21 protein-coding genes are annotated in these 22691 nt (G+C 65.7%); 16 read left to right on the forward strand and 5 right to left on the reverse strand.

Going from position 1 to position 22691, the window contains the following annotated elements:
* Nucleotide 1: 1 nt before the first annotated feature.
* A complete protein-coding gene (locus tag AKJ09_RS49145) occupies nt 2–1249 on the reverse strand; it encodes a choice-of-anchor L domain-containing protein (RefSeq protein WP_146654785.1) in 1248 nt (415 codons plus the stop codon).
* Nucleotides 1250–1416: 167 nt separating this feature from the next.
* On the opposite strand from AKJ09_RS49145, the gene AKJ09_RS49150 reads away from it, so the two are divergent.
* Complete coding sequence (locus AKJ09_RS49150; RefSeq protein ID WP_146654786.1) at nt 1417–2247, forward strand: class II glutamine amidotransferase; 831 nt, start codon at nt 1417–1419, stop codon at nt 2245–2247.
* A gap of 95 nt (nt 2248–2342) precedes the next feature.
* The gene (locus AKJ09_RS49155; RefSeq protein ID WP_146654787.1) at nt 2343–3107 is read left to right on the forward strand and encodes a tRNA(His) guanylyltransferase Thg1 family protein; all 765 of its coding nucleotides are present in this window, start codon (nt 2343–2345) and stop codon (nt 3105–3107) included.
* A 14-nt stretch (nt 3108–3121) separates the two neighbouring features.
* Here the strand turns inward: AKJ09_RS49155 and AKJ09_RS49160 are convergent, their stop codons facing one another.
* Nucleotides 3122–3523 (reverse strand): putative toxin-antitoxin system toxin component, PIN family, encoded by a 402-nt coding sequence (locus AKJ09_RS49160; protein ID WP_169928598.1) that lies wholly within the window; start codon nt 3521–3523, stop codon nt 3122–3124.
* A gap of 198 nt (nt 3524–3721) precedes the next feature.
* On the opposite strand from AKJ09_RS49160, the gene AKJ09_RS49165 reads away from it, so the two are divergent.
* The 6 genes from AKJ09_RS49165 to AKJ09_RS49190 all read left to right on the forward strand — a co-directional run bounded on the left by AKJ09_RS49165 (nt 3722) and on the right by AKJ09_RS49190 (nt 9494).
* Nucleotides 3722–6268 (forward strand): TonB-dependent receptor domain-containing protein, encoded by a 2547-nt coding sequence (locus tag AKJ09_RS49165; RefSeq protein WP_146654789.1) that lies wholly within the window; start codon nt 3722–3724, stop codon nt 6266–6268.
* Nucleotides 6265–6993 (forward strand): hypothetical protein, encoded by a 729-nt coding sequence (locus tag AKJ09_RS53915; RefSeq protein WP_169928599.1) that lies wholly within the window; start codon nt 6265–6267, stop codon nt 6991–6993. Before AKJ09_RS49165 ends, AKJ09_RS53915 begins: the two co-directional genes overlap by 4 nt.
* Nucleotides 6994–7002: 9 nt before the next feature.
* Nucleotides 7003–7908, forward strand: a complete 906-nt coding sequence (locus AKJ09_RS49175) for a hypothetical protein (protein ID WP_146654790.1) — start codon at nt 7003–7005, stop codon at nt 7906–7908.
* A 133-nt stretch (nt 7909–8041) separates the two neighbouring features.
* Nucleotides 8042–8485: a hypothetical protein gene (locus tag AKJ09_RS49180; RefSeq protein ID WP_146654791.1), complete on the forward strand. Its 444-nt coding sequence runs from the start codon at nt 8042–8044 to the stop codon at nt 8483–8485.
* Nucleotides 8486–8610: 125 nt separating this feature from the next.
* Entirely contained in the window at nt 8611–8793 is a 183-nt protein-coding gene (locus AKJ09_RS49185; RefSeq protein WP_146654792.1) for a hypothetical protein, read from the forward strand.
* Between the two features lie 20 nt (nt 8794–8813).
* Entirely contained in the window at nt 8814–9494 is a 681-nt protein-coding gene (locus AKJ09_RS49190; protein ID WP_240488892.1) for a helix-turn-helix domain-containing protein, read from the forward strand.
* A 41-nt stretch (nt 9495–9535) separates the two neighbouring features.
* Here the strand turns inward: AKJ09_RS49190 and AKJ09_RS49195 are convergent, their stop codons facing one another.
* Nucleotides 9536–10345 carry a hypothetical protein gene (locus tag AKJ09_RS49195; protein ID WP_146654794.1) on the reverse strand — a complete coding sequence of 270 codons (810 nt, stop codon included), beginning with the start codon at nt 10343–10345 and terminating at the stop codon, nt 9536–9538.
* A 166-nt stretch (nt 10346–10511) separates the two neighbouring features.
* On the opposite strand from AKJ09_RS49195, the gene AKJ09_RS49200 reads away from it, so the two are divergent.
* Both AKJ09_RS49200 and AKJ09_RS49205 read left to right on the forward strand, forming a co-directional pair.
* Complete coding sequence (locus AKJ09_RS49200) at nt 10512–12575, forward strand: M3 family metallopeptidase (protein WP_146654795.1); 2064 nt, start codon at nt 10512–10514, stop codon at nt 12573–12575.
* A complete protein-coding gene (locus AKJ09_RS49205) occupies nt 12572–14014 on the forward strand; it encodes an ion transporter (RefSeq protein ID WP_146654796.1) in 1443 nt (480 codons plus the stop codon). The genes AKJ09_RS49200 and AKJ09_RS49205 overlap by 4 nt, the downstream gene beginning before the upstream one ends.
* Before the next feature lie 574 nt (nt 14015–14588).
* Here AKJ09_RS49205 and AKJ09_RS49210 read toward each other — a convergent pair.
* Nucleotides 14589–15434, reverse strand: coding sequence for a transposase (locus tag AKJ09_RS49210; RefSeq protein WP_146654797.1), 846 nt, complete (start codon nt 15432–15434; stop codon nt 14589–14591).
* 830 nt (nt 15435–16264) lie between these two features.
* Between AKJ09_RS49210 and AKJ09_RS49215 the strand changes: the two genes are divergently transcribed.
* From AKJ09_RS49215 to AKJ09_RS49230, 4 genes are all read left to right on the forward strand, one after another.
* On the forward strand, nt 16265–16858 hold the full coding sequence (locus tag AKJ09_RS49215; protein ID WP_146654798.1) for a hypothetical protein: 594 nt from the start codon (nt 16265–16267) through the stop codon (nt 16856–16858).
* Between the two features lie 88 nt (nt 16859–16946).
* Nucleotides 16947–17792: a TIGR02452 family protein gene (locus tag AKJ09_RS49220; protein WP_146654799.1), complete on the forward strand. Its 846-nt coding sequence runs from the start codon at nt 16947–16949 to the stop codon at nt 17790–17792.
* Between the two features lie 261 nt (nt 17793–18053).
* The gene (locus AKJ09_RS49225; protein ID WP_146654800.1) at nt 18054–18599 is read left to right on the forward strand and encodes a putative immunity protein; all 546 of its coding nucleotides are present in this window, start codon (nt 18054–18056) and stop codon (nt 18597–18599) included.
* Nucleotides 18600–18817: 218 nt separating this feature from the next.
* Nucleotides 18818–19465: a hypothetical protein gene (locus AKJ09_RS49230; protein ID WP_146654801.1), complete on the forward strand. Its 648-nt coding sequence runs from the start codon at nt 18818–18820 to the stop codon at nt 19463–19465.
* 389 nt (nt 19466–19854) lie between these two features.
* Here AKJ09_RS49230 and AKJ09_RS49235 read toward each other — a convergent pair whose 3' ends face one another.
* Entirely contained in the window at nt 19855–20616 is a 762-nt protein-coding gene (locus AKJ09_RS49235; RefSeq protein WP_146654802.1) for an SDR family oxidoreductase, read from the reverse strand.
* Between the two features lie 1161 nt (nt 20617–21777).
* On the opposite strand from AKJ09_RS49235, the gene AKJ09_RS49240 reads away from it, so the two are divergent.
* On the forward strand, nt 21778–22137 hold the full coding sequence (locus AKJ09_RS49240; RefSeq protein WP_146654803.1) for a hypothetical protein: 360 nt from the start codon (nt 21778–21780) through the stop codon (nt 22135–22137).
* Nucleotides 22138–22139: 2 nt separating this feature from the next.
* Nucleotides 22140–22664, forward strand: a complete 525-nt coding sequence (locus AKJ09_RS49245; RefSeq protein ID WP_146654804.1) for a hypothetical protein — start codon at nt 22140–22142, stop codon at nt 22662–22664.
* Nucleotides 22665–22691: the final 27 nt, after the last annotated feature.

Below are 22691 nucleotides of genomic sequence, written 5' to 3' on the forward strand. Positions count from 1 at the left end.
GTCAGCGCGGGCGCTCGGTCGACGTCTGCACGGCGCCTTCGGCCCACGTGAAGTCGTCGAGCAAGACGGTCGAGTCGAGGATGCCGTCGCCGGTGTCCCAGATCATGAACTCGATGGTGAACGTCTCGCCGGCCTGGACGGGCGCCTTCGACGTGAGCCAACCCGTGGCACCACCGTTGACGCTCTTCTTCCCGGGGCTGGTGATGTTGCCCGAGAGCCGGTCGAAGGAGTAGGCCGCGCACCAGTTGCCTTCCAGGCCGAATCCGGTGCCTTCGAGCTCGGCGGTTCCGCCGGGGCATTCCGAGGTGCCGGGCTTCGCGAGCCTCTTTCCCGTGTTGAGATCCTTCGCGCAGCCCGTGTCGACGTTCGGCGTGCAGCGGTCGAAGAAGCCGTTGTTCACGCTGACCGGATTGTTGTTCTTGTCGAACGAAATGTTGTCTGCCGCGCCGCCGTTGAAGCCCTTCGCGACGAGGTAGGCGATGAAGCCGTCGTTGAAGGGCGAACAGATGTAGGCGGGCCACTCGCCGGAGTAGAAGTTGAAGTCGAACTGGATGCCGCTCACGTTCGGCGGCGCCTTGAGTTCGAGCTTCACCGTAACGACATCGCGCGTCTTGTTGGACTGCTCGCAGCCCGCTGCCGCCTTGGGGAATCCCGGCGGGACGGCGCCTTCGGTACCCCAGTCCTTGCCGTTCTGGATGACGTCCCGGCGGGAGGGGTTGTACTCCTCACCGCCGAAGGCCTTGCCGCTGCTGCCGTCGTATTCCTGTGCGTAGCCGGTGCTGAGAACACCAAGGCTCGCTCCTTCGCGCGGCTTGATGACGTTGCCGAACTTCGGAAGGATGCCGTGCTGCTCCGCGATGGCGTTCTGATTCGAGGTGTAGCCGCGCGTGAACTTCGCCGAGACGAGGCCGTAGCCCTTCTCGCTCGCCTTCGTGCAGATGCCGAGCGCGCGCGCGAAGTCCTCGGCGGTTCCGTTCGGCGACAGCGAGCTGTCGCACGTTGGCGGGTTGTCGACGTTGCCGTCGCCGTCGTCGTCGCAACCGTTGCCCGGGATGTCGAAGTTCGCGGGGTTCGGCGAGCAGGGCTTGGTGCCGCCATCACCGCTGCCGTTTCCGAAGCCGTTCTCGCTGCCGGCGGGGGCGTTGGGATCGGGATCGAAACCGTTGTTCGCGTTGCTGCTCGAACAGGCCGCCGCGGCCGCTGCGATCACGAAGGAAGGGATCACGAGACTGCGAACGCTTCGACGCATGGGACCTGCCTCCGCGGGGACGTTCAGCCTGACGACGTGCGGCAGTGTAACCGATTGCGCACGATGCGCCACATCGTGGCCACATCACTCGGAAAAGTCGATTCTGTTCCGAGGAAGGACCATACTGGTGGAAGACGGCCTCTCCACCTGCCGTTCTACTCGGTGCCATGTGTCGCCTTCTCGGGATCGTCGCGTCGGAACCCACGGAATTCGGCCTCGTCCTCACCCAGGCCCCTCGTTGCCTCGCCACGCTTTCGCGTGAGCACCCCGATGGATGGGGAATCGCCATCCATGACCCGGAGGCCGCGGCCAGCAGCGGCAGCTGGGACCTGTACAAGGGGACCGAGCGCGCGGGTGAAGACGTTCGCTTTCACGAGATCGCCGCGCGCAGCCGCGGGCACGTCCTCGTCGCACACATCCGCCAGAAGACGGTCGGCCCGACGCTGCTCGAGAACACCCATCCGTTCTCGCGTGACGGCTGGGTGTTCGCGCACAATGGCACGGTGCAGGCGACGGACTATCTGCGCGAGCGCTCGTCGGCCGGGCGGCTCGCGGAGATCGCCGGACAGACCGACAGCGAGCTCCTGTTCGCCTATTTGCTGACGCGCCTCGACGAGCGCGGCCTTTCGCGTCTCGACGGCGAGGCGTCGCGCCAAGCGGCGACGGAGACCATTGCCGCGGTCACGGCAGAGCTACGTGAAGCACGCATCGGCGCCTTCAACTTCCTGCTGTCCGACGGCGTGACGTGCTTCGCCCATCGCTGCGGACGTTCGCTCTTCCTCCTCGAGCTGACGCCGAGCGATCCCGTGCGTGAGCGCCGCTCGGTAGCCCCGGGCACCGATGTCGTGACCAAGTGGACGCCACAGCGCCATGCCGTCTTCGTCGCGTCCGAGAAGATCACCGACGAGCCCTGGACCGAGCTTCCCGAGGGGACGTTCATGCGGATCGAGCGTCTCCCCACGCCTCGCATCGTCTCCGGTACCGAACGCGCGGCCTGAGCCCGCCAAGTCTTCGCAAGAGCTCGCGCGCGGGCGAGCTCACCATCGGCTCTGATCGACGCGCAGCCCCCTGCCGACGATAATGGGGCCGCGTCATGAAGTTCGAACAGCTCGACCGCCGGATGCGCGTCTACGAAACGGCTCACGATCACTGCGTGCTGCCCGGCCTGCACATGGTCGCTCGCATCGACGGCCGCTCGTTCTCGCAGCTCACGCGCGTGACCGAGAACTTCGAGGCGCCCTACGACGTGCGCTTTCGTGACTGCATGGTGGCGACGCTCGAACACCTCTTCTCGTCGACGGGCTTTTCCGTGCTGTTCGGCTACACGCAGAGTGACGAGATGTCCCTCTTGTTGCGCCGCGACGAGTCCCTCTTCGGACGGAAGCTGCGCAAGCTCCATTCGGTGCTGGCGGGCGAGGCGAGCGCGAAGTTCTCCCTGTCGCTTGGAAGGGTCGCGGCCTTCGATGCGCGCATCTCGCAGCTGCCCGACGTCGAGACCGTGATCGACTACTTTCGCTGGCGTTACGAAGATGCGCACCGCAACGCTCTCAACGGGCACTCGTACTGGCTCTTGCGCCGGCAGGGCCTCGACGACAACGCGGCGACGCAGAAGTTGAAAGGCGTCTCCGTGGCCGACCGCAACGAGCTGCTGTTCCGCGCCGGGATCAACTTCAACGACGTTCCCGCCTGGGAGAAGCGCGGTATCGGGATTTACTGGAAGGAAGAGCCCCACATCGGAAGCGATCCGCGAACGGGCGCCGAGGTAATCTCGACGCGCCGGCGGGCCGTGCTCGATTTCGACCTGCCGATGAAGACGGCGTTCGACGATTTCGTGCGGGACATCGTCACGCGGCAGTGACTCGACCGAACGGCTCAGCCGAGGCGTGCGAGCACCATCGCGGGGGGCTCGACGTCGAAGCCGAGGTCGATCGGGAAATCTCGTAAATTTCCAGTCACGAGCACGTCCGCCTTCCCGGCGAGCGCGACCTCGACGAAGACGCGGTCGTCGTCGTCGGTCATCGTGCCGGACCAAGGGGGGACGGCTCCGAGCAGCTGCCCGTGCGCCGCGAGCATCGCGAAGAGCACGTCGATACGCGCGCGATCGATGGCGCGGAACTTCGGTCGCGTGACGACGTCGCGGTACTCGACGAGGATGCGCGCGTCGTAGAGCACGACCGCACCGCGTTCCCAGGCCGCCGAGAGCATGCGGTCCGGGACGCTTCCCGCCTTCAGCAGGGCGGAGACGATGACGTTGGTGTCGATCACAAGGCGCATGACGAGAGCTCGCGGCGAGTGGGCGGACACTATCACGCGCGCCGCCCTCGGTTCGGAAACGACGTCCACGCACGGAACCCGCTTGACCGGAGTGGCCGCTCGACTAAGAGCCTTCTTGCAACTCAGTCTCATTACTGCATCACTTGGTCATTCGATGAACCGTGCAGGCGTGAGGCTCGTCAGGCTCTGGCCGTCCCCATGCCTTCGCATTCGTCTTCGAGAACCTTCGCGCTGATCCTCGCCCTCGTTGGCGCCTCGACGCTCGCCACGCGCGAGGCGAGCGCGCAAGCGCCGGCGCCCGAGGAGGTCACGCCGCCCTCGGTCGTCACCCACGTCGACGCCGAGTACCCGCGTTCGGCCCTCGCCACGCGTGCCCATGGCGACGTGGTCCTCGCGGTCACGGTCGACGCGGACGGCCACGTTTCGAAAGTCGACGTCGTCGAATCCGGCGGGCGCGACCTCGACGAGGCCGCGGTCGTTGCAGCGCGGCAGTGGACGTTCGTGCCTGCCACCAAGGGCGGCAAGCCCGTCGCGAGCCGCATCCGGGTTCCCTTCCACTTTGCACCGCCCGCGCCGCCGCCCGAGCTCGTGACGCCGCCGCCGGGCCCCGAACCGGAGGTCCCGGCGCACGTCGTGAGCGCCGCCCCCGAGCCGGCTCCTGCCGCTCCACCTGGCCTCGCCGAAGTGCAGGTGACCGGCCGTCCGAATCCTCCGAGCCGAGGGACGTCGGACTTCCGCCTCTCGCGCACGACGCTGGCCGCCGCGCCTCACGCCTCGGGCGCGGACATGCTGGCGAGCGCGCCCGGCGTCTACGTCGCGCATCCTGAAGGCGAAGCGGTCGCGCAGCGCATCTTCCTCCGCGGGTTCGATGCGGAGCACGGGCAGGACGTCGAGTTCCACGTCGGCGGCGTGCCGATGAATCAGCCCTCGCACATCCACGGCCAGGGCTATGCCGACCTGAACCTCGTCATCCCCGAGACGGTGCGTTCGATCCGCGTGGTGGAAGGCGTCTACGATCCGCGCCAGGGCGATTTCGCCGTCGCGGGCAGCGTGGACTACGACCTCGCCGTCGAAGAGCGGCGTTCGCGCGTGAAGCTCTCGTACGGCTCGTTCAACACCAAACGCCTGATGGCGCTCTGGGCGCCCGAAGGTCAAGCGCAAGAGACGTTCGGCGCCGCGACCTTCCGCACGACCGACGGCTTCGGCGACGGGACTCGCGGGGCAACGTCGGGCGGCGTTCTCGGACAATACAAGCTCTCGCTCCCGTCGAACGTGACCGCGCTGATCCACCTCGGCGCCTACGCGGCACGCGCGAACATCGCGGGCGTGCTGCGACGCGACGACATCGACGCCGGGCGCGTCGGCTTCTACGACGCCTATCACGATCCCTCGGCGCGCGCGCAATCCGCCGGTACCTCGCGCACGCAGCTCGCCGTCTCGCTCGAGCGCCCGATGGAGGGCGGCGGCCGCCTCGAAGCCAACGCGTGGATCTATCTCGCGAGCTTCCGAAGCCGTACGAATTTCACCGGATACACCGAGCGCTCACGCGTCGAGCCCACCTGGGTTGGCCGCGGCGATCTCGTCGAGCAATCGAACGACGACCTCGGACTGGGCGGAGGCGCGCGCTACCGCAGCGAGCACTTCAAGCCTACGCGCTGGCTCGGCGTGCAGTACGAGCTCGGCGCCGACGTCAAAACGAACCGCATCTCGCAGGCGCAGAACCTCCTCAAGGCTCCGCAGAACGAGACGTGGGATCAGCGCGACGACGCCGACGTGAAGCAGACCGACGTGGGCGCCTACGGCGACGTCTCGATCGCCGCTACGCGTTACGTTCGCCTTCGCGGCGGCGCGCGCGGCGATCTCCTCTTCTTCGACGTCAACGACAAGCTCGGAAACTTCATCCCGGCCTTCTCGAAGAAGACGCACATCCAAGGCTTCCGCCGCACCGCGAGCGGCATCGCGTTCGGGCCGCGCGCGACGCTCGAGGGAACCCCCACGCGCTGGCTTCGCCTGTCGGCTTCGTACGGCGAGGGCTACCGCTCGCCGCAGGCGAGGCAGCTCGAGGAGGGTGAGCAAGCGCCCTTCGCGAAGGTGCGCAGTTACGAGCTCGGCGCGACGATTCGTGACAGCGACCGCATCTCCTTCAGCGCGGCCGCGTACCAAACCGACCTCTCGTACGATCTCGTGTTCGATCCCGGGCAGGCACGGCTCGAGCGCATCGGTCCCACGACGCGCCGCGGTCTCGTCGGTTACTTCGTGGCGAGTCCGGTGCCGTTCCTCGACCTCGCCGCGAGCGCCACGTACGTGCACGCCACGCTCGATTCGCCGCCCGTTCCGACGCCGGAGAACCCCACGCCGGCCTTCGTCTCCGGGCAGTCGTTGCCCTACGTACCGCCGCTCCTCCTCCGCTCCGACGTGGGCTTCCACCAGAAGTTCGGCGAGATCGCCGGCAAGCCGCTCGAGTGGAGAGCAGGCTACGCGACGACGTACCTCTCCCCTCGCCCGCTGCCCTACAGCCAGACCTCGCCCGCCGTCTTCTTGCTCGATGCGAGCTTCGGCGTTCGGCGCGACTTCCTCGAGTTCAGCATCGACGCGTACAACTTGCTCGACGCACGCTACGCCGACACGGAGTTCGCCTTCGTCTCGAACTGGCTCACGCAACCCACCCCTTCGCGCGTGCCGGAGCGTCACATCACGGCCGGCGCGCCACGAACGCTGCTCGCGAGCCTGACGGTGTACCTGTGAGCCCCCTTCGCCTTCTCCTCGGCGCATCGCTCCTGCTCGGCGCAGCCGCTTGCCTCGAGTCGCCTCAATCGTTCGTCGACTACGACGCCGTCGCCGTTCCCGATGGTAACGGCAGCGCATCGATCGGCGCATGGACGGTGAAGCTCACCCGCGCGGACGTCGCTCTCGGCCCGTTCTACTTCTGTGCGTCGGCGTCGGGCTCGTCGACGCTCTGCAAGAGCGCCGTCGCCGAGGTTCGCGACGTGACCACCGTGAACGGGCTCGCGTTCGCTCCTGCCGGCATAGGGCGCGTGCACGGACTGACCGGCCCCATCCAGAGCGCATCCTACGACCTAGGCATTTCGTGGTTCGATACGCAGACCGCCCCCACGCCCGCCGAGGCGACGCCGTCGGGCCACTCGATGCGCATCGAAGGCATGGCCACGAGCCCGACGAGCTCGTTCACGTTCACGGCCGACGTCGACGTGGTCCCACAATACCAGGGCCAGAACGCAGTGGCGACGGCCCCTGCCGAGGCGACCGTGACCTCCGGGGCGTACCGGCTCGAAGTGCACTTCGACGCCGCCGCGTGGATGCGCCAGCTCGACTTCGACGCCATCGCCGCCGAGCTCGCCCAGACGGGCGCTACGAACTACGTGATCGAGCCGGGCACCGTCGAACATGGTGCGCTCCTCGTCGGAATCAAGAACCTCGCGCCCATCCAGTTCCGCTGGGTGTCGCTCTAGGAGGCGTCGATGCGTTGGATGCACCTCGTTTGCGGCGCCCTTCTCACGTCCGTCGTGAGCGTCAGCGCGTGCACGAACGACGGCGGTAGCGCCGTCAGCGGCAAGGGCACCGTGCAGATCTTCGTGGTCCCCGAAGACAGCATCACCGAAGGGCTCGAGCCGGGCACCGATCCCGAGAACGTGCAGGACGGCTGGACGATCACCTACGACCGCTATCTCGTCACCATCGGGAATTTCCGCGCGCGCCGCACGGACACGAACGCCACGCTCGCGGATCCGACGCTCTGGGTGCTCGACCTGAGGAACGCGCCGACGAGCGGCTACGTCACGACCGAGTTCGACGACGTCGATGCCGTCCGTTGGGACAAGTTCGGCTACGACGTGGCGAACGCGAGGCCGGGCGTCAGGGCGATGCCCCCCACGAAGCAAGCCGACGTCGACCTGATGGTCGCGAACGGGTGGTCGGTCTACTTCGAGGGCCACGGAGAGAAGGACGGCAAGAACATCGCCTTCGCCTGGGGCTTCCGCGCGGGAACGTCGTTCGACGACTGCGCGAGCCCCGACGGCATCACGGGCTTCGCCGTTCCGAAGGGCGGCACCGTGCAGGTCAAGCCCACGCTCCACGGCGACCACCAGTTCTTCGACAACGTCACCCAGGGTGTCGAGATCACGAAGCGCCTCGCGCAGTGGCTCGACACCTGCGACGTCGATCAGGACCAGAACCTCACGCTCGACGAGATCCGGAGCTGCAACGTGGCCGTGGCACTCCCGCAGCCGCCCTACGACTTGACCGGCATTCGCGACCAGGACGGCGACGGAAAGATCTCCGTGTTCGACTACGTCGACAGCCAGGTCCGAACCTTCGGCGACTTCCAGGGCGACGGCGAGTGCCCGACCCGCTCCTCACTCCCCTGAACGCCCCTGAACGGGACTCAAGCTCGACCGCTTGAAGGCTCGCACGAGCTTCACGCTTGGCGGTAGGCTGAGCCTCGTGATCTGCTCGGCAACTTTTCGTTCGGTCTCCGGATTTCTCGGCTTCGTCCTGGCGATGACGACCTTCGCGTGCGGGTCGTCGCCCGAGCCGAAGTCCTCCCACCACGCCGAGGAGGTCCCGGCCAACTCGGCGTCGGAGACGCGGCTCAACGGCGACAAGAAGGCCAACACGGAGGACGCTCGCGTCGATCCCTCCGAGCCCTACACGACGCCCGTCCAATCGAGCGGAGAGGCGCCGGCCCAAAAGGCGACGGGCAAGGTCTCTCGCCAGGAGTGCTCGAAGCTCTTCGACCGCTACATCGAGCTGACGCTCAACACCGACACGCGTTTCGACAGCGTTCCGCCGGAAATGCTGGCGATGCTCAAGCAGCAAGCGCTCAGCGAAGCGGCTCAGAAGAAGGGCGATCCCTGCGCCAAGGAGGAGGTCCCCCGCTCGAAGTACAACTGCGCCATGGCCGCGGTCACGCCGAGCCAATGGGAAAAGTGCATGAAAAAGTAGAGCTTTGTGCGACCGCCGGTCACTGGCCGTCGCCATCCGTCAAAACGGACTGGCGTCCACCTTGACAGAGCATCCGCTAAAGCGGATATTCTGGGAACCCGACAGTTCCGGGAGGTAACAACCCCATGCGCAACACGGCCATCGACTCGCGCTCCGCAGCTGCCAACGTCATCGACCTCGAAGCTTTCCGTCAGCGCAAGGTGCGCCCGACGCAGGAGACCTCGGGCGCCATGCCGATGATGCAGAGCCCGATGTTCGTGCCGGTCTGGGTATGTTGGGTGCCTGTCTGGGCGCCGGTTATGCCCTGAATTGCCTGAATGAAGGTGCCGTGAAGTCCGTTCGCGAGAGCTCGAAGAAAGCCGAGGCGCGTGCCGCCTCCGAACCGCCGCCTGCGCCGATCGGCGCGGAGGACTGGACCTACTCGTCCTCGGGGACGGAGGAGGCACCGCAAGACCTCGCGCCCGTGGTCGGCGCCAACCTGCGCCGGCTACGGATGCGACGAGGGCTCTCGCTCGAAAAGCTGGCTCAACGCTCCGGCGTCAGCCGCGCCATGCTCGGGCAGATCGAGCTCGGGCAGAGCGCGCCTACGATCAATGTCCTCTGGAAGATCGCGCGTGCGCTCGACGTGACGTTTGCGACGCTCATCCAGGCGCGCGAAGCCGGCGGCACCACCATTCTTCGCAAAGCCGCCGCGAAGGTCCTCACGAGCCATGGCGGGCACTTCAGCTCCCGTGCGCTCTTCCCGTTCGACGGGCCGAGGCGTGCCGAGTTCTACGAGCTTCGTCTCGCTGCGAACGAGAAGGAGACGGCCGACGCGCATGCGCCGGGTACCGTCGAGAATCTCGTCGTCTCCGAAGGAGAGGTCGAGCTCGTGGTCAACCGCGAGACGCACCGCCTCGAGACGGGCGACGCCATCGTCTTCGAAGCCGACGTTCCGCATGCCTACGTGAACGTCGGGAAGGCCGAGTGCGTGATGTACCTCGTGATGACCTACGCCGACCAGACCTGACGCGTCACGCGCTGGAAGTCACGAGTTGGGGTGGGGGCGTGTCACTTGCTCTGCGCGCCGCTCGTTCCGGGCGCTCCTGCGGGCGGCGTGGCCGTACCGGGCTTCATCGAGGGCTTGAGCTTTCCGCACGCCTTGTCGGCCTTCGAGATAGCGGCCCTCTTGTCGAAGGTGCCGGCCTCGATCTCCGCAGCGCTCGACGTCTTGCGTAGCTCCTTCCACGCGCAGGCGCAGAAGGCTTCGGCGCGAGGCTCGTTCGCCGAGCAGCCTTTGACGAAGCCGTCGCGAGCGACCTGCTCGGGCATCTTCGCACTGCATGCTTTGACCACGTCCGCACGTGTCGAGAGGAAGCGCTCGTCGCTCACCACGTCGGCGCTCGCGAGCTCCGTCGCGGAGAACTTCTTGCGGTACTCGTTCCACGAGCAGTCGCAGTAGGGCTGCATCTCCGGCTTGTCGGCAACGCATCCCGAGAAGAAGCCTTGCTTGACGGCGTCTTCGGGCAGCTTGCTCGCGCACGACGACGAGATCTTGGCGCGCGCTTGCTCGAGTTTTCGTGCGTCGGTGCGGTTCTCGGAGAGCTCTTCGTCGCTGAAGACCTTGCGCGTCTCGCCCCATGCGCACTCGCAATAGTCGGCCGACGAGACCGCGGAGTTGCCGCAGCTCGTGATGAACTGTTTGTGCTCCGCCTCGAGATCGACGGCAGCGGCGGACGCCGAGGCGTCGACTCCGCCGTCCATCGTCTCCGTCGCAGGCGTGGTCGGTGCGGGAGCCGGAGGCGGTGAGGCTCCACCGCACGCGAAGCACAAGAGTGCCCCGCCCGCGAGCGCAATGGCAGCGGCGCCTCTGCACGCCATGGAGGTCAGCTTCCGCGCGCCACGCGAGCGAGACCGAGAAGATCGGGTCAATCGAGCGAGACGAGCGAAACCAGAACGACGCATGGGTAGAGCCTCCTCGGCCGGACAAAGCGCAAGCTATGCCAGAGCCGCCCCGAGCGCGAGATGTGCGGTAAGCTGACCGACTATGGCGCAATCGAAGTCGCTCCTCACCGTCCGTGTTCCAGTCCCGTTCGACGAGGTACGCGCGGCCGACATCGAACCTTCGGTCGACCAACTCCTCGAAGAGGCGCAGCGACGCCTCGACGCGATTGGCACGAACAACGACAAGCGGACTTACGCGAACACGCTCGGTGCTTTGGATCTCGCGAGCAACGAACTCGACTATGCGACGGGGCTCGTCAGCCACCTCGAGTCCGTCCTCGGCACGAACGACCTGCGTGATGCGTACAACGCCGTCTTGCCGAAGGTGAGCTCCTTCTACACGAAGATTCTCCTCTCCGAGCCGCTCTACAAGGCGCTCCGCGACTACGCCGAGACCGACGACGCGAAGGCGCTCGCTGCGGGCCACGCGCGCTATCTGAAGAAGACCCTCGCCGACTTCCGCCGCAACGGCGCTGAGCTCGATGCCAAAGGCAAGGCGCGCCTCGCCGAGATCGACGTGGCGCTCAGCGAGCTCACGTTGAAGTTCTCGCAGAACGTGGTCGACGCGACAGCCGCCTTCGAGCTCCTCGTCGACGACGTGAAGCGCCTCGAAGGATTGCCCGAGGGAGCGATTGGCGCTGCGCGCAAGAGCGCCGAAGAGAAGGGCAAAGCGGGTCATCGCCTCACGCTCCAGGCGCCTTCCTACGGGCCGGTGATGACCTTCGCCCACGACCGTTCGCTACGCGAGACGCTCTACCGCGCTCACGTCACGCGCGCGTCGACCGGCTCGCACGACAACCGGCAGATCATTCGCGACGTGCTCGCACTGCGAAAAGAGAAGGCGACGCTGCTCGGCTTCGCGCACTTCGCCGATCTCGTCACCGACGACCGCATGGCCAAGAGCGGCAAGGAGGCCCTCGCCTTCGTGACCATGCTTCGCAATCGACTGAGGCCGTTCTTCGAGCGCGAAAACGCCGAGCTCGAAGCCTTCGCGAAGAAGAACGGTCACACGGGCGCCCTCGAGCCGTGGGACACCGCGTACTGGGCGGAGAAACAGCGCCGCGCGCTCTACGACTTCGACGAGGAGACGCTGCGCCCGTATTTCCCGCTCGATCGCGTCACCCAAGGCCTCTTCGAGATCGCCACGAGCCTCTACGGCGTTCGCATCGAGCGCGACGTCGAGGCCAAGGTCTGGCACGAGGACGTGACGGCGTGGTCGGTTCGCGACGCAGCCGGCAAGCGACTCGGTGGGTTCTACTTCGACCTGTTCCCGCGCGAGACGAAGCGTGACGGCGCGTGGATGGGCGGCGTGGTCGATCGCCTGCCCGGCACCGAGCACGAGCTCGAGAACATCGCCGTGGTCGTTGCGAACATGACGCCGCCTCGTGCCGCCGGGCAGCCTGCCCTGCTGAACCACCGCGAAGTGGAGACGCTGTTCCACGAGTTCGGGCACATGATGCACCATGTGCTGAGCGAGGTTCCCATTCGCACACTGGCCGGCACGCGCGTGGTCAGCGACTTCGTCGAGCTTCCTTCGATGATCATGGAGAACTGGTGCTGGGAGAAGGAAGCGCTCGACCGCTTCGCTCGCCACTTCGAGACTGGCGCTCCGATTCCGGACGCCATCAAGGACCGCATGCTTCGCGCGCGCACCTATCGAGCAGCGAATGCCCTCATGCGCCAGCTCGGCTTCTCCACGACGGACCTGTCGCTCCACACGAGCTACGATCCGACGAAGGACGGCGACGTGATGGCCCATGCGCGCGAGATCTTCGGGCGCTTCTCGCCGACGCCGCTGCCCGCGGACTACGCGATGCTCGCGGGCTTCTCGCATCTCTTCGGATCGCCCTACGGCTATGCGGCCGGCTACTACTCGTATCAATGGTCGGAGGTGCTCGAGGCCGATGCGTTCGGCCGCTTCCGCAAGGAAGGCATCTTGAGCCCCGAGGTCGGTGGGCGCTTCCGAAGCGAGATCCTGGCGAAGGGCGACACGGACGATCCGGCGGTTCTCTACAAGTCGTTCCTCGGTCGTGATCCCGACGTCGGGGCGCTGCTCACGCGCCTCGGCTGTGATGCACCGGCATCCCAGGCCGTCGCCCACGGATGACCGACCGAGTGCGCGCCTCCGCGGACCGGCTCGCGCGATTCTTCGCGCGGCCCGCGTTCGAGACCGTTCTCGGCGCGCTCATTCTCACCTCGGCGGCCCTCACCGTCGTCGAGACCACGCAGGTGGCACCGAGCGTCGGCGTGCTCCGCGTCGTGCAGGGGATCAGCGTCCTCTTCGCCGCGGAGCTCGCCGCGCGCCTCTGGGCCGCCAAGAGCACGAAGAGTTTCCTTCGCGAATACTGGCTGGACGTCATCAGCGTCTTGCCGCTCGGCTCGGTGCTGTGGGCGCCCTTCACGGGTGGTGGTGTGGAGTCGTTCGGGCCCAAGTGGCTCGGCCTGCTCGCCCTGCTCCGCATCTTCCGGCTGATGCGCCTGCTGAAGATCGCGCGGCACCGAGCGCTCCTGTTTCCAAGCGTGATTCGCAAAGGCGCCCGCGAGGTGTTCTTCGCGTCGGGCATCGTGCTGCTCGCTGTCGTGTTCGCGAGCTCGGCGCTCGTGCTCCTGGAGCGTGACTCGAATCCCTCGCTGAGCACCTTCGGCCAGGCCTTCTGGTTCAGCATCTATTCCGTCGTCGCGACCGAGCCCATTCCAGGACCGCCGCAGACGTTCGGCGGCCACGTCGTGGCCCTCCTCGTGATCCTCACGGGGCTCTTCACCTTCGCAACCGTCGTCGGAACGATCTCCGCACTGGTGACCGATCGCATGCACGCCCCCGATTTGCGCGTCGACTGGGAAGACCTGAACGATCACCTCATCGTGTGCGGCTTCAGCCGAAAGGCCGAAATCGTCGTACGCGAATACATCATGGCGTATCCGGATGATCGACAGCCAATCGTCGTCGTCGCGGAATTCGAAAACGAGTTGCCGCAATTGAAGGATCCGGCCGTCCGCGCGCGGGTGCAGTTCCTGAATGACGACTTCACGAAACTGGAAGCGCTCGAAAAGGCGGGCGTGAGGCGCGCGGCGCGCTGCATCCTTCTGGCCGACTCCTCGAAGGGCCGAAAGGAGCGCGACGTCGACGCGCGCACGGTGCTCGCCGCACTGACGATTGAGCGCCTCAATCCCGGCATCTACACCGTCGCGGAGATCAACCGGCGCGAACACGCGCACCACCTCGAAATGGGCAAGGTGAACGCCTACGTCGTCGGCGGCGAGCAGAGCGCCTTTTTGCTAGCGCAATCCGCCATCACCCGTGGCGTGATGGGCGTCTTCGACGAGCTGATGACCCGCAAGGCCGGAAACCACTTCTTGCGAGCCACCGTCCCCGCGAAGTGGCGCGGCAAGACGTTTCTCGATCTCCTGATGCACGTAAAAAAAGAACACGACGCCCTCCTCGTCGGCGTCGAACGCGGCGAACGCATCGAGCTCAACCCGACGAACTACGTCTTCCAAGGCGGCGAAGACGTCGTGGTCATCTCGACACGCGACATCCGCCTCTAACGCCGCCGAGATCTGACTGACATTCGGAACGTTGGGAACGCAGTCACCCAGAGAGCTTACCGGCCGGAGATCTTAGACCTGACGACATGGGCCGGCCGACCGGCCCGTGACGTTGACCAGAGATCTGACTGAGATTGAGCACGCCTGGCCGGCCAGAGATCCGACTGGCCGGCCAGAGATCCGACTGACATTGATCCCGGCCAGAGATCCGACTGACATTGACCCCGGCTGGCCGGCCAGAGATCCGACTGACATTGCGGCTGGCCGGCCAGAGATCCGACTGACATTGAGCTCAATGTCCGACCGACATTGAGACTAGCGACTGGCCGGCCAGAGATCCGACTGACATTGAGTTCAATGTCCGACCGACATTGAGACTAGCGACTGGCCGGCCAGAGATCCGACTGACATTGAGTTCAATGTCCGACCGACATTGAGACTGCGCGCGGGACGTGACTGACATCGACGCTGACGGCAAGATGGAGCGTCGCTGAAACCGTACAGCCACGGTGGGAGGAATCGCTTCGCTTTGCACTCGGCGCGGCGGCCACTGATCGCGTACGTCTCCGCTGGACTAAGCTGCCGACGTCAGATTGTCCTTCTCTTGGCATCCTAGTGCTTCGCTGCCTATCGCCGTGGCGCCGACGAGCCAGGCAGGCAGAAGCTCTCGTGCCCACCGCCAAGTTCCTGGCGGGAACGAAACGCCCGCGATGCCCTTCTTGAGCGCGTCGAGGGCGCGACGATAGAGCTCGTGAAACTGCTTCCTCTCGGCGCGTGCGCGCTTGGCGGCCTCCGCGTTCCCCCCTGTTGCGAACGTCGGATTTCGCGCGCCGATGGGGCTTGGGCTGTTCGCCCGCCGCGTGAACGGAATCCTGCACAACTTTGCGGCGCTCGTCTTCACGAAGCGGCCGGCACTGCGCGCCGCGGCCCGCGCGGACGCGATGGCCTCACGCACCGACGAAACGAGCACCTCTTTGGCGCGCGCGCCGAAGGCCTCGATCAGCGCCGGCGGCATCGTAATCGGTATTGTGACGCGCTCAGGCCAATTCGGGTTATCGGGGTCAAAGTAGACCGACGGTCGCTCGACTTCGATGACCCGCTGCCCGATATCGTTGACAGAAACGGTAACACCGGGCCAGTCATCGGGATCTTCGACCAGCCCCGCTTCGACCACATTGGCAAGCGTGTATCCGATCTCCTTCAGCACGGCCTCAGCGCTATTTAGCTCCACGCAGCTATCAGACGCGCGTTGAAAGACTTCTTCGGGCCATCCACGATGAGCCTTGAGCGCATTGGCGACCAACCGATTGCGATCACGTTTGAATGCCGGCAACACGCCCCTGACGTCCGTGAGCACCTCGTGAAGATGCGTCGAGAGCATTTGGGCGGCATGAAGCTCCATACCGAACTTCGCGGCCATGACTCCCGTGGAGTACCAATAGATCTGTTGCGTCGTGCCGTCTTCGTCCGGTCGCAGGAGATAGTGCCGGCGCGTGACGCGGCGAGTGATGAACCACGTAACTCCTGGGCGGATGCTGCGAGGACGCGACATCCCACGCGCTCCAGCACGCCGCGTGCCCAGACTGAGGTCCGCTTTTTTACGGTAGATTTCGATATTGAATCTGGCCGTGCCAGCTTTCGGGGTGGCCTGGACCAGTCAGACGCCTTGCTGGCGTAGGCGATAGCGCGGTTGCGGCTACCGCCCTCCATTCCCACCATCGACGACGACGACGACACAGCTCGGACGGTTCTTGGAATTTCTCGAAGATGCGGCGTTCCGCGCCGACGGGCACCCGACGTCGCCGTCGCCGTCGCCGTCAATGTCGGTCGCATCTGGAGAGAGTCGTCTGGCCGGTCAATGTCGGTCGCATCTCGGGCGGGCCGGTCAACGTCGGTCGGATCTCCGGGCGGTCAATGTCGGTCGGATCTCGGATCTCAGGCGGGCGGATCTCGGGCGGGGGCGCAATGTCGGTCCGATCTCGGCGGGCGGTCGTTGGCGCTGCGCGCCGAGTAGAGTGACGACTGCCTCGCTCCACCCGTCCATCCGCTCGGCTCGCCGAGCGGCATCCGCCTTCCCCGCCCGAGCACGCAGAGCGCGTGGGGCGGCCTTTTCCCTCAATCATGAACGGCCCTGCTTACGGGCCGGCCGGTAGTACCGGTTCCTGGGTGTCGAAGTCGTACTGAAATGCGACAACCGACAGCCAATCCCGTCGAACGCCTGCTGTGCTTCGTTAGAATCGCTCACTCGTCATGACGCGTTTTGCGCGCTTCGAGCGCTACATCGGGCGGCTGCCGCAGGGCTTGGATTCCTACCCCGACGTCCGATGCAAGGCATCGGTGCTCCGCACGTTTATCGACACCGTCGACCTCTCCGGCTTTCCGTTCGATGCCGCGCCGCCGGCCGTTCGCACGCTCCTCCAAACTCAGTTTCTTCCAACCGTCTCGCTTGCCGAAGCGCAGGTCATGGGAACGCTCCACGCCGTATCGGACTATCTAGGGTACGACGATGCCGCGACGCTCCGATGGATGGACGACAGCAACGGTCGCTTGCTGAACGGCCGGTTCTTTCGCGCGCTCATGAGCCTCGCGGCACCGTCGATCCTTGTCACCATGGCCTCCCGCCAATGGGGACACATCCACCGGGGGACGCGGTTGACCACCGAGCGAAGCAACCCGCCGAAGATGTTCCTGCGCTTCCCGGACCATCTCTACGACGAGCTCATCGCACGCGGCATGGCCACGGGTGTCCGCCACGCCCTCTCCCTCTGCCGGGCAACGAATCCGCGCGTCGAGATGGTCAGTTACACGCCGACCTTGGTGACGTACCACCTCGGCTGGGACTGACCGACCGGGAAACGCCCACGATCGGCGCGCCCGGGGCCACGACAAAGAGTGCAATTGACTTTATTCTAGTCAATGGCATCTTGACGGGATGTCGTCGACCAAGGAAATCCGCTCCGAACGCGCAACGCAGGCGTGGGAGGTCATGGGCATGCTTGCGTCTGGCCGATATCGCTCAGCTGCGGGCGTCGAAGTCGACGTGCGCGACGCCATCGGCAACGCCGTGGCCCGAACGATCGACTACCCACCTGCGGACTCGCTGGGATTCGAGCCCTCGGTCGGTGCGCTACGATCGCCCCGCCTGCGCGTCGTCGACGGCACGACCCTCGCGACAGCCCGTGAGCTTGCTGGCGACGGGCTCGACCCCTTCATCCTGAATTTCGCGTCCGCCAAGAATCCAGGCGGCGGCTTTCTAGGCGGCGCACAGGCGCAGGAGGAGTCGCTCGCGCGCTCTTCGGCGCTGTACGCGTGCATTCACCGAAGCCCGATGTACGCGCACCATCGCGAAATCTCGGACTGTCTCTACACGAGCTGGATGATCTACTCCCCCGGTGTGCCCATCGTGCGCGACGACGGCACTGGCGAATTGCTCGACGTGCCGTGGCGCGCTGCGTTCCTCACGGCTCCCGCTCCGAACGCCCGGGTGGTCCTGGAGCGTGATCCGACTCGCACCGGCGACATCGAACAGGCAATGGAGGACCGCATCGCAAAGGCACTGGCGATCGCGGCACGACATGGCCACAAGCGCCTCGTCCTCGGCGCGTGGGGCTGCGGCGTGTTCGGGAATGATCCTGCCATGGTCGCCTCGCTGTTCGAACGCGCGCTTGCCGGTCGGTTTTTCGGGGCCTTCGAAGACGTGGTGTTTGCCGTCTTCGACCGCTCAGCTCGGCGAGCATGCATTCGCGCGTTCGAAGAGCGCTTCCATTCGTCGACTTGAGGGTCAGCGCGACTCAACGTCGGTCGTCTGCGGCTTGCGCGAGTCAATGTCGGTCGGACCTGCTGCGGCTTATCGCCCGAGAGTGGGTCAATGTCGGTCGGGTCTCCTCGCGCCCAGAGCCCGGTCAATGTCGGTCGAGTCTTCTCAGACGGGTCAATGTCGGTCAGGTCTCGTGGGAGCCGTGGGCGCCACGCGTTCGCTGCGACCTCCGTGGCGGACCGCACGAGGGAGGCGCTATACGAGCGAGGAGGGATCTTCTCAATGTCGGACGACACGAAAAGCAATGTGCGACTCGAGGAAGAGGACCTCAGGCAGGTCACGCTGTATGCCGCCACCTGCGCTCGAAAGGTCTTGTCGATCTTCGAGACCGCCCATCCGCTAGATCCGCGTCCTCGTGAGGCCATCGCCGAGGCGGAAGCGTTCGGCGCTGGAAAGCGACGCACGGCATTGCTGCGCACCGTGGCTTGGGCCGCACACGCAGCAGCGCGCGAAATCGGCGATGGTCCTGCCGCCCATGCGGCTTACGCCGCGAGCCACGCGGCTGCAGCCGCTTTCCTTCACCCCATCGCCTCGCCGCACCAGATCAAACACATTCTTGGGTCGGCGATCCATCAAGCTCTCGCCCTCGAGGTCGGCGCACTCAACGCCCCCAAGGACGGAGACGCAACGAATGAGCACCTCCGGTGGGCCGCCCGTCTTGCGCCAGTGTCCGTCCGCAGCGTGTTGCGTCGCTACCCGGCTCCACATCCCGGACGCGGGCGCTTCAACGAGCTATTGAGTGAGCTCGACGCCGAATTGCGAGGTTGACGCCCGGCGTCGAGATTCCACTCGAGGCGCGGTATGGCTGACGAAAGCGCGGCCGGAGTCCTGACGATGGCGCGTCACGTCACGACAGAATTGGCGCTGCAGACGCCGTCAGAAAGCGTCGTTCTCGGCGACGTGGGAGATACGGCTGAGGTCGTTTCCCTGCCACGCGCCTAAATTCGAACAACGACTTTCGAATCACTGAATGATTCGGTGTCGTCGTGGCATTAACGGACGAGATGAAGTCCGTGCTCTCCGCTCTTGGCGTTTCTCTCGTCGTTCTCTGCGGGTGCGCGTCCACTCCAACAAGTACGCCGGCCGCGTCTCCCGCTCTGGCGTCGGCAACCGCGGAGGCCCCGGCTCCCACGTCCGAAACCGCCGAGGAAGCTGCGCCTGAAGGGCCGACACAGACCGCCGCCGAAGCCTGGGCGGAGAGGGCCGTCCGCGCGGAGGTCCCCACGGCGGTGCGTCCTTCGGACGGGACGAACGCGGATCCGCTGGCCATCGGTGACGCCATGGAGGCAGGGCCGACCACAACCGTCGTGGTCACGCCCGCACGCCAACTCCGTCCGAAGACCGTACGCGACCTCGAGGAGGCACACCAGCTCGCGCAGAAAATGGAGACGTTCGACGAGGCGATGAAGAAGCTCACCGTCCGTCTCGGCAAGCCGAACTGGGTGGAGAACGGCCGAAAGAACGTGTGGGTCGTTCGAGACAGCACGCATTGCTATCGCCTCGTGCTCGAAGCCGACGGGTCGATCGAGACCGAAAAGGTGGTCGCCGACGAAGTGCGCATGCTCTCTGCCCTTTCGCAGCAGAATCTGTGCACCGGTGTCGTCGTGAACGGCGTCCCGGGACTGAAGCACTGAGCGACGCCGCCCCAGCCGCGGCGCCAGCGCGAGCCGATGGCCGGACAATCGGCGAATTCGACAGGCAGCGTCAGGAGCCGGACGTCGAGCGCATTCCCGATCGCACCTGGCGTAGCCGCTCGGGGCGCCGGTCACAGAGCTGGGACCGAACGTACGACCGACATTGAACGCGATGAACGTGGCGGGAGATTCGACCGGCCGCGAGATTCGACCGACAGTGAGCCGACCGGGAGATTCGACCGACAGTGAGCCGACCGGGAGATTCGACCGACAGTGAGCCGACCGGGAGATTCGACCGACAGTGAGCCGACCGGGAGATTCGACCGACAGTGAGCCTGGCGGGAAGGCGACGAGGAAACCACTCCTCACCAACCGCAGCCCCCGAGAGCTCAACCGGCGACGAGCTGCTGGCCGCCGTCGATGTCGTACGTGGCGCCCGTAAGTGCCGTGTTGCTCATGAGATGGATGGCGAGGGCGGCGACGTCGGTGGGTTCGACGACGCGATGGATGGGGAGTGTGGCGCGGAGTTGATTCCGGCGGTCCTCAAGCTCTTTGCCTAGGAGCTGGGCCGACAATGGCGTGTCGACGAAGCCGGCGGCGATGAGGTTCACGCGTATAGGGGCGAGCTCGAGCGCCAGGTTCGCGACCAAGGCAGGGAATGCCACGGTGACCGTCGAAGCGAGGACGAGACCGAGGCCTGGGCGACGCGCGCCGGTGCCCCCCATGAAGAGTAGCGAGCCACCGGGCCTTACCTTGCCGATTGCAGCGCGGCCGACGAGAAGCGCAACCAAGAGGTGGTCCTCGAGCGCGGCGCGGATCTCCGCGAGGTCCATATCGGCGAGCCGGCCGTAGGACGGACGGCCAGCCGTTACCATCACGTGGTCGACGGGCTCCCGAAGTTCGCGAAAGAATCGGTCGAGTGACACCGGATCGGTCGCATCGAACGCAGCGGTAGCGACAGCGTCAAGCTCGCGCGCGGCGTTATCGAGACGTTCGGGGTTTCTGCCCGTGAGGATCACGTTGGCGCCCTCCCCGCGCGCTCGACGCCCCGTTTCAAGCCCGATCCCAGCGCTGCCGCCAATCACGACGACCGTTCGACCGAGGAGCTCCGGCGGACGGGGAGGTGGAGAAGCGATACGGGTGGTGTTCATGGCGTCCCAGCTCGCGCCGGACGATTCCTGCCTCGTGCTTCACGGCGACCGTGCCGGCGCTCGGCCACCGTGTTGGCCATACCAGAGCGAATTCCGTAGCAAAGCGAATGCCGCGAGGACCCGTGCCTTGCTCGATAGCGAAGCGGTCCGTGCGCGAGCCCGCAAGGACGGCTTTGACCCGGCGGCTTGGAGTGACACCAAGCTCGTCCCACCGAGACGCTTCTCGGAGGTGAGCGTCAGCGATCGAGAAGCCACCTTGCTGCACCAAGCGAGATGCCGAGAGCGGTTCGAAAAGCCGCGAGGATCGATATCGTTTGATGGCCAGGCGCGCGCAGAGTGGAAAGCACTCGCGCGGCATCGTCTCGGGACGATACGTCCGAAGAATGCACGAAACGGCCGCGTGCGTGTCTGCCGACGACGGACGCGGCCAGGCATCGTCACGCCATTCGGCCGGAGGGTCGATCGGTCGATCATTGGCGAACGTAACCAGGATGGGCGGCCCACCCGCTCCGTCATCGCGAAACTGCCAAACGCCTTCACGAAGCCCTCTTCGGACCGCCCCTTCGGCCCGAGCGCTTCCCGAGACCACGGCGACCGTTTTCGACTCGTCGAGCTCGGCGAGGACTTCGGCAGGGGCTCGGCCACCGAACCTCACGACGCCATCTGCGCGCGTGTGAACGGCAGTCGCAAGCTCTTTGTCAAAAGTCATTGTCCGACGAAACTACCGCGTCGTTCGTCGAAGGCTCCGCCGGGCGGGTCGCACTGAGATCCGACCGACAGCGCCGAGAGCTGACTGACATTGCCCCGCGCGGAGCGACGCCGGGCCGCCCGGGCAGAGCGTCGTCCGAGCTCGAGCCTTCAATGTCGGTCGGATCGCCAATGTCGGTCGGATCGCCATACCCTCACGGAAATTCGGAGGAAGCTCCGTGTCGGTTGAATCGGGCTGCGCCAATGTCGGTCGGACCGACCCTAATGTCGGTGGGCCTGGCGTGGCTCGACGCCGCGCTTCAATGTCAGTCGATCAATGTCGTCAGATCTGTGCACGGTCAATGTCGGTCAGATCAGTGAGCGGCGTTCGATCGAGCTCGAACGTGGTTGAGGTACGGCGGCGGTGACCCCAAGGCGTTCTGGAGTCGCTGGATGGTAGGCTCGTTCGCGACCATGGGTATGTACGGTCAGGTTCTTGCGATTGGTCCTTTTCGCGCGGCGCTCGTCCCCTGCCTCACGCATGCCGCCTGGCGTTACGACGGGACGCGCGACGGTGCTGTCATCGTCGAGGTAGTCTTCGAGACGCCCGAGGGCAGCAGTCGAAGTCGCCAGCTCGCCTCGTGTTTCGGGGTCGATCCGTGGGATTTCTCGACACACGCGCTCGATCCATGGCGCGCGGACGTCGAGGCGCTGCGCGCGATGTTCTCGGTCGAGACGGTAGCGGACGCACCCCCTGCGAGCGGCGGCCCGGTCGGGAAGTTCCTCCGTCTGCGGGAGGCAAACTTTGCTTTCTACTTCATGCCCAACGGTTGACGATGACCGAATTTTCGTTGTCCCCCGCTCAGGAAGATGACGTCCGGCGCGCTGACGCCACGGGCGGACGCATCGCCGCGTTCGTACGAATACGGCAGCTCACGGGCGCATCGCTCACAGAGGCGATATCCATCGCCCAAGCCCTGCTGCCTGCCTCGTCGACACCGAAACGCGCACTCGACGTCGATCTCGAGGTCCTCGTGGTCGGCGGGCTCGTCCCATCCGTCATCCAGCACCTCCCGTACTCACCTGAACGCTATCTCAATATCCCGTGCGGAACCCCGATCATTGCCAATCTTGCCTCGACACTGAGCGACGACGACGTGCTTGCCTGGATACGCGTCCTTCACGTCGATCCGTGGGACTTCAACACTCATTGCGTCGACCTCTCGCGACTCGATCTGGACGACGAACACCACCCGTGGGTCGTCGACGAATACCCACCACTCGAAGCACTCCGGGCATTTCGCGACGCGGGATTCACGCTGCACGTCTACCCGCGAGCACCAAGCCAATCTTCACCCTGACATTGGATAGAAGCTCCCAGCGGAGAT

It is taken from the genome of Labilithrix luteola, assembly GCF_001263205.1.
Classification (GTDB): domain Bacteria; phylum Myxococcota_A; class Polyangia; order Polyangiales; family Polyangiaceae; genus Labilithrix; species Labilithrix luteola.

Coding starts and splice junctions, on each gene's coding strand:
- AKJ09_RS49145 (WP_146654785.1), bottom strand. CDS start 1,249: ATGCGTCGAAGCGTTCGCAGTCTCGTGATCCCTTCCTTCGTGATCGCA.
- AKJ09_RS49155 (WP_146654787.1), top strand. CDS start 2,343: ATGAAGTTCGAACAGCTCGACCGCCGGATGCGCGTCTACGAAACGGCT.
- AKJ09_RS49240 (WP_146654803.1), top strand. CDS start 21,778: ATGGGTATGTACGGTCAGGTTCTTGCGATTGGTCCTTTTCGCGCGGCG.
- AKJ09_RS49160 (WP_169928598.1), bottom strand. CDS start 3,523: ATGCGCCTTGTGATCGACACCAACGTCATCGTCTCCGCCCTGCTGAAG.
- AKJ09_RS49210 (WP_146654797.1), bottom strand. CDS start 15,434: ATGGCCGCGAAGTTCGGTATGGAGCTTCATGCCGCCCAAATGCTCTCG.
- AKJ09_RS49225 (WP_146654800.1), top strand. CDS start 18,054: ATGTCGGACGACACGAAAAGCAATGTGCGACTCGAGGAAGAGGACCTC.
- AKJ09_RS49245 (WP_146654804.1), top strand. CDS start 22,140: ATGACCGAATTTTCGTTGTCCCCCGCTCAGGAAGATGACGTCCGGCGC.
- AKJ09_RS49205 (WP_146654796.1), top strand. CDS start 12,572: ATGACCGACCGAGTGCGCGCCTCCGCGGACCGGCTCGCGCGATTCTTC.
- AKJ09_RS49180 (WP_146654791.1), top strand. CDS start 8,042: ATGACGACCTTCGCGTGCGGGTCGTCGCCCGAGCCGAAGTCCTCCCAC.
- AKJ09_RS49235 (WP_146654802.1), bottom strand. CDS start 20,616: ATGAACACCACCCGTATCGCTTCTCCACCTCCCCGTCCGCCGGAGCTC.
- AKJ09_RS49195 (WP_146654794.1), bottom strand. CDS start 10,345: ATGGCGTGCAGAGGCGCCGCTGCCATTGCGCTCGCGGGCGGGGCACTC.
- AKJ09_RS49185 (WP_146654792.1), top strand. CDS start 8,611: ATGCGCAACACGGCCATCGACTCGCGCTCCGCAGCTGCCAACGTCATC.
- AKJ09_RS49175 (WP_146654790.1), top strand. CDS start 7,003: ATGCGTTGGATGCACCTCGTTTGCGGCGCCCTTCTCACGTCCGTCGTG.
- AKJ09_RS49215 (WP_146654798.1), top strand. CDS start 16,265: ATGACGCGTTTTGCGCGCTTCGAGCGCTACATCGGGCGGCTGCCGCAG.
- AKJ09_RS49200 (WP_146654795.1), top strand. CDS start 10,512: ATGGCGCAATCGAAGTCGCTCCTCACCGTCCGTGTTCCAGTCCCGTTC.
- AKJ09_RS49165 (WP_146654789.1), top strand. CDS start 3,722: ATGCCTTCGCATTCGTCTTCGAGAACCTTCGCGCTGATCCTCGCCCTC.
- AKJ09_RS49220 (WP_146654799.1), top strand. CDS start 16,947: ATGTCGTCGACCAAGGAAATCCGCTCCGAACGCGCAACGCAGGCGTGG.
- AKJ09_RS49150 (WP_146654786.1), top strand. CDS start 1,417: ATGTGTCGCCTTCTCGGGATCGTCGCGTCGGAACCCACGGAATTCGGC.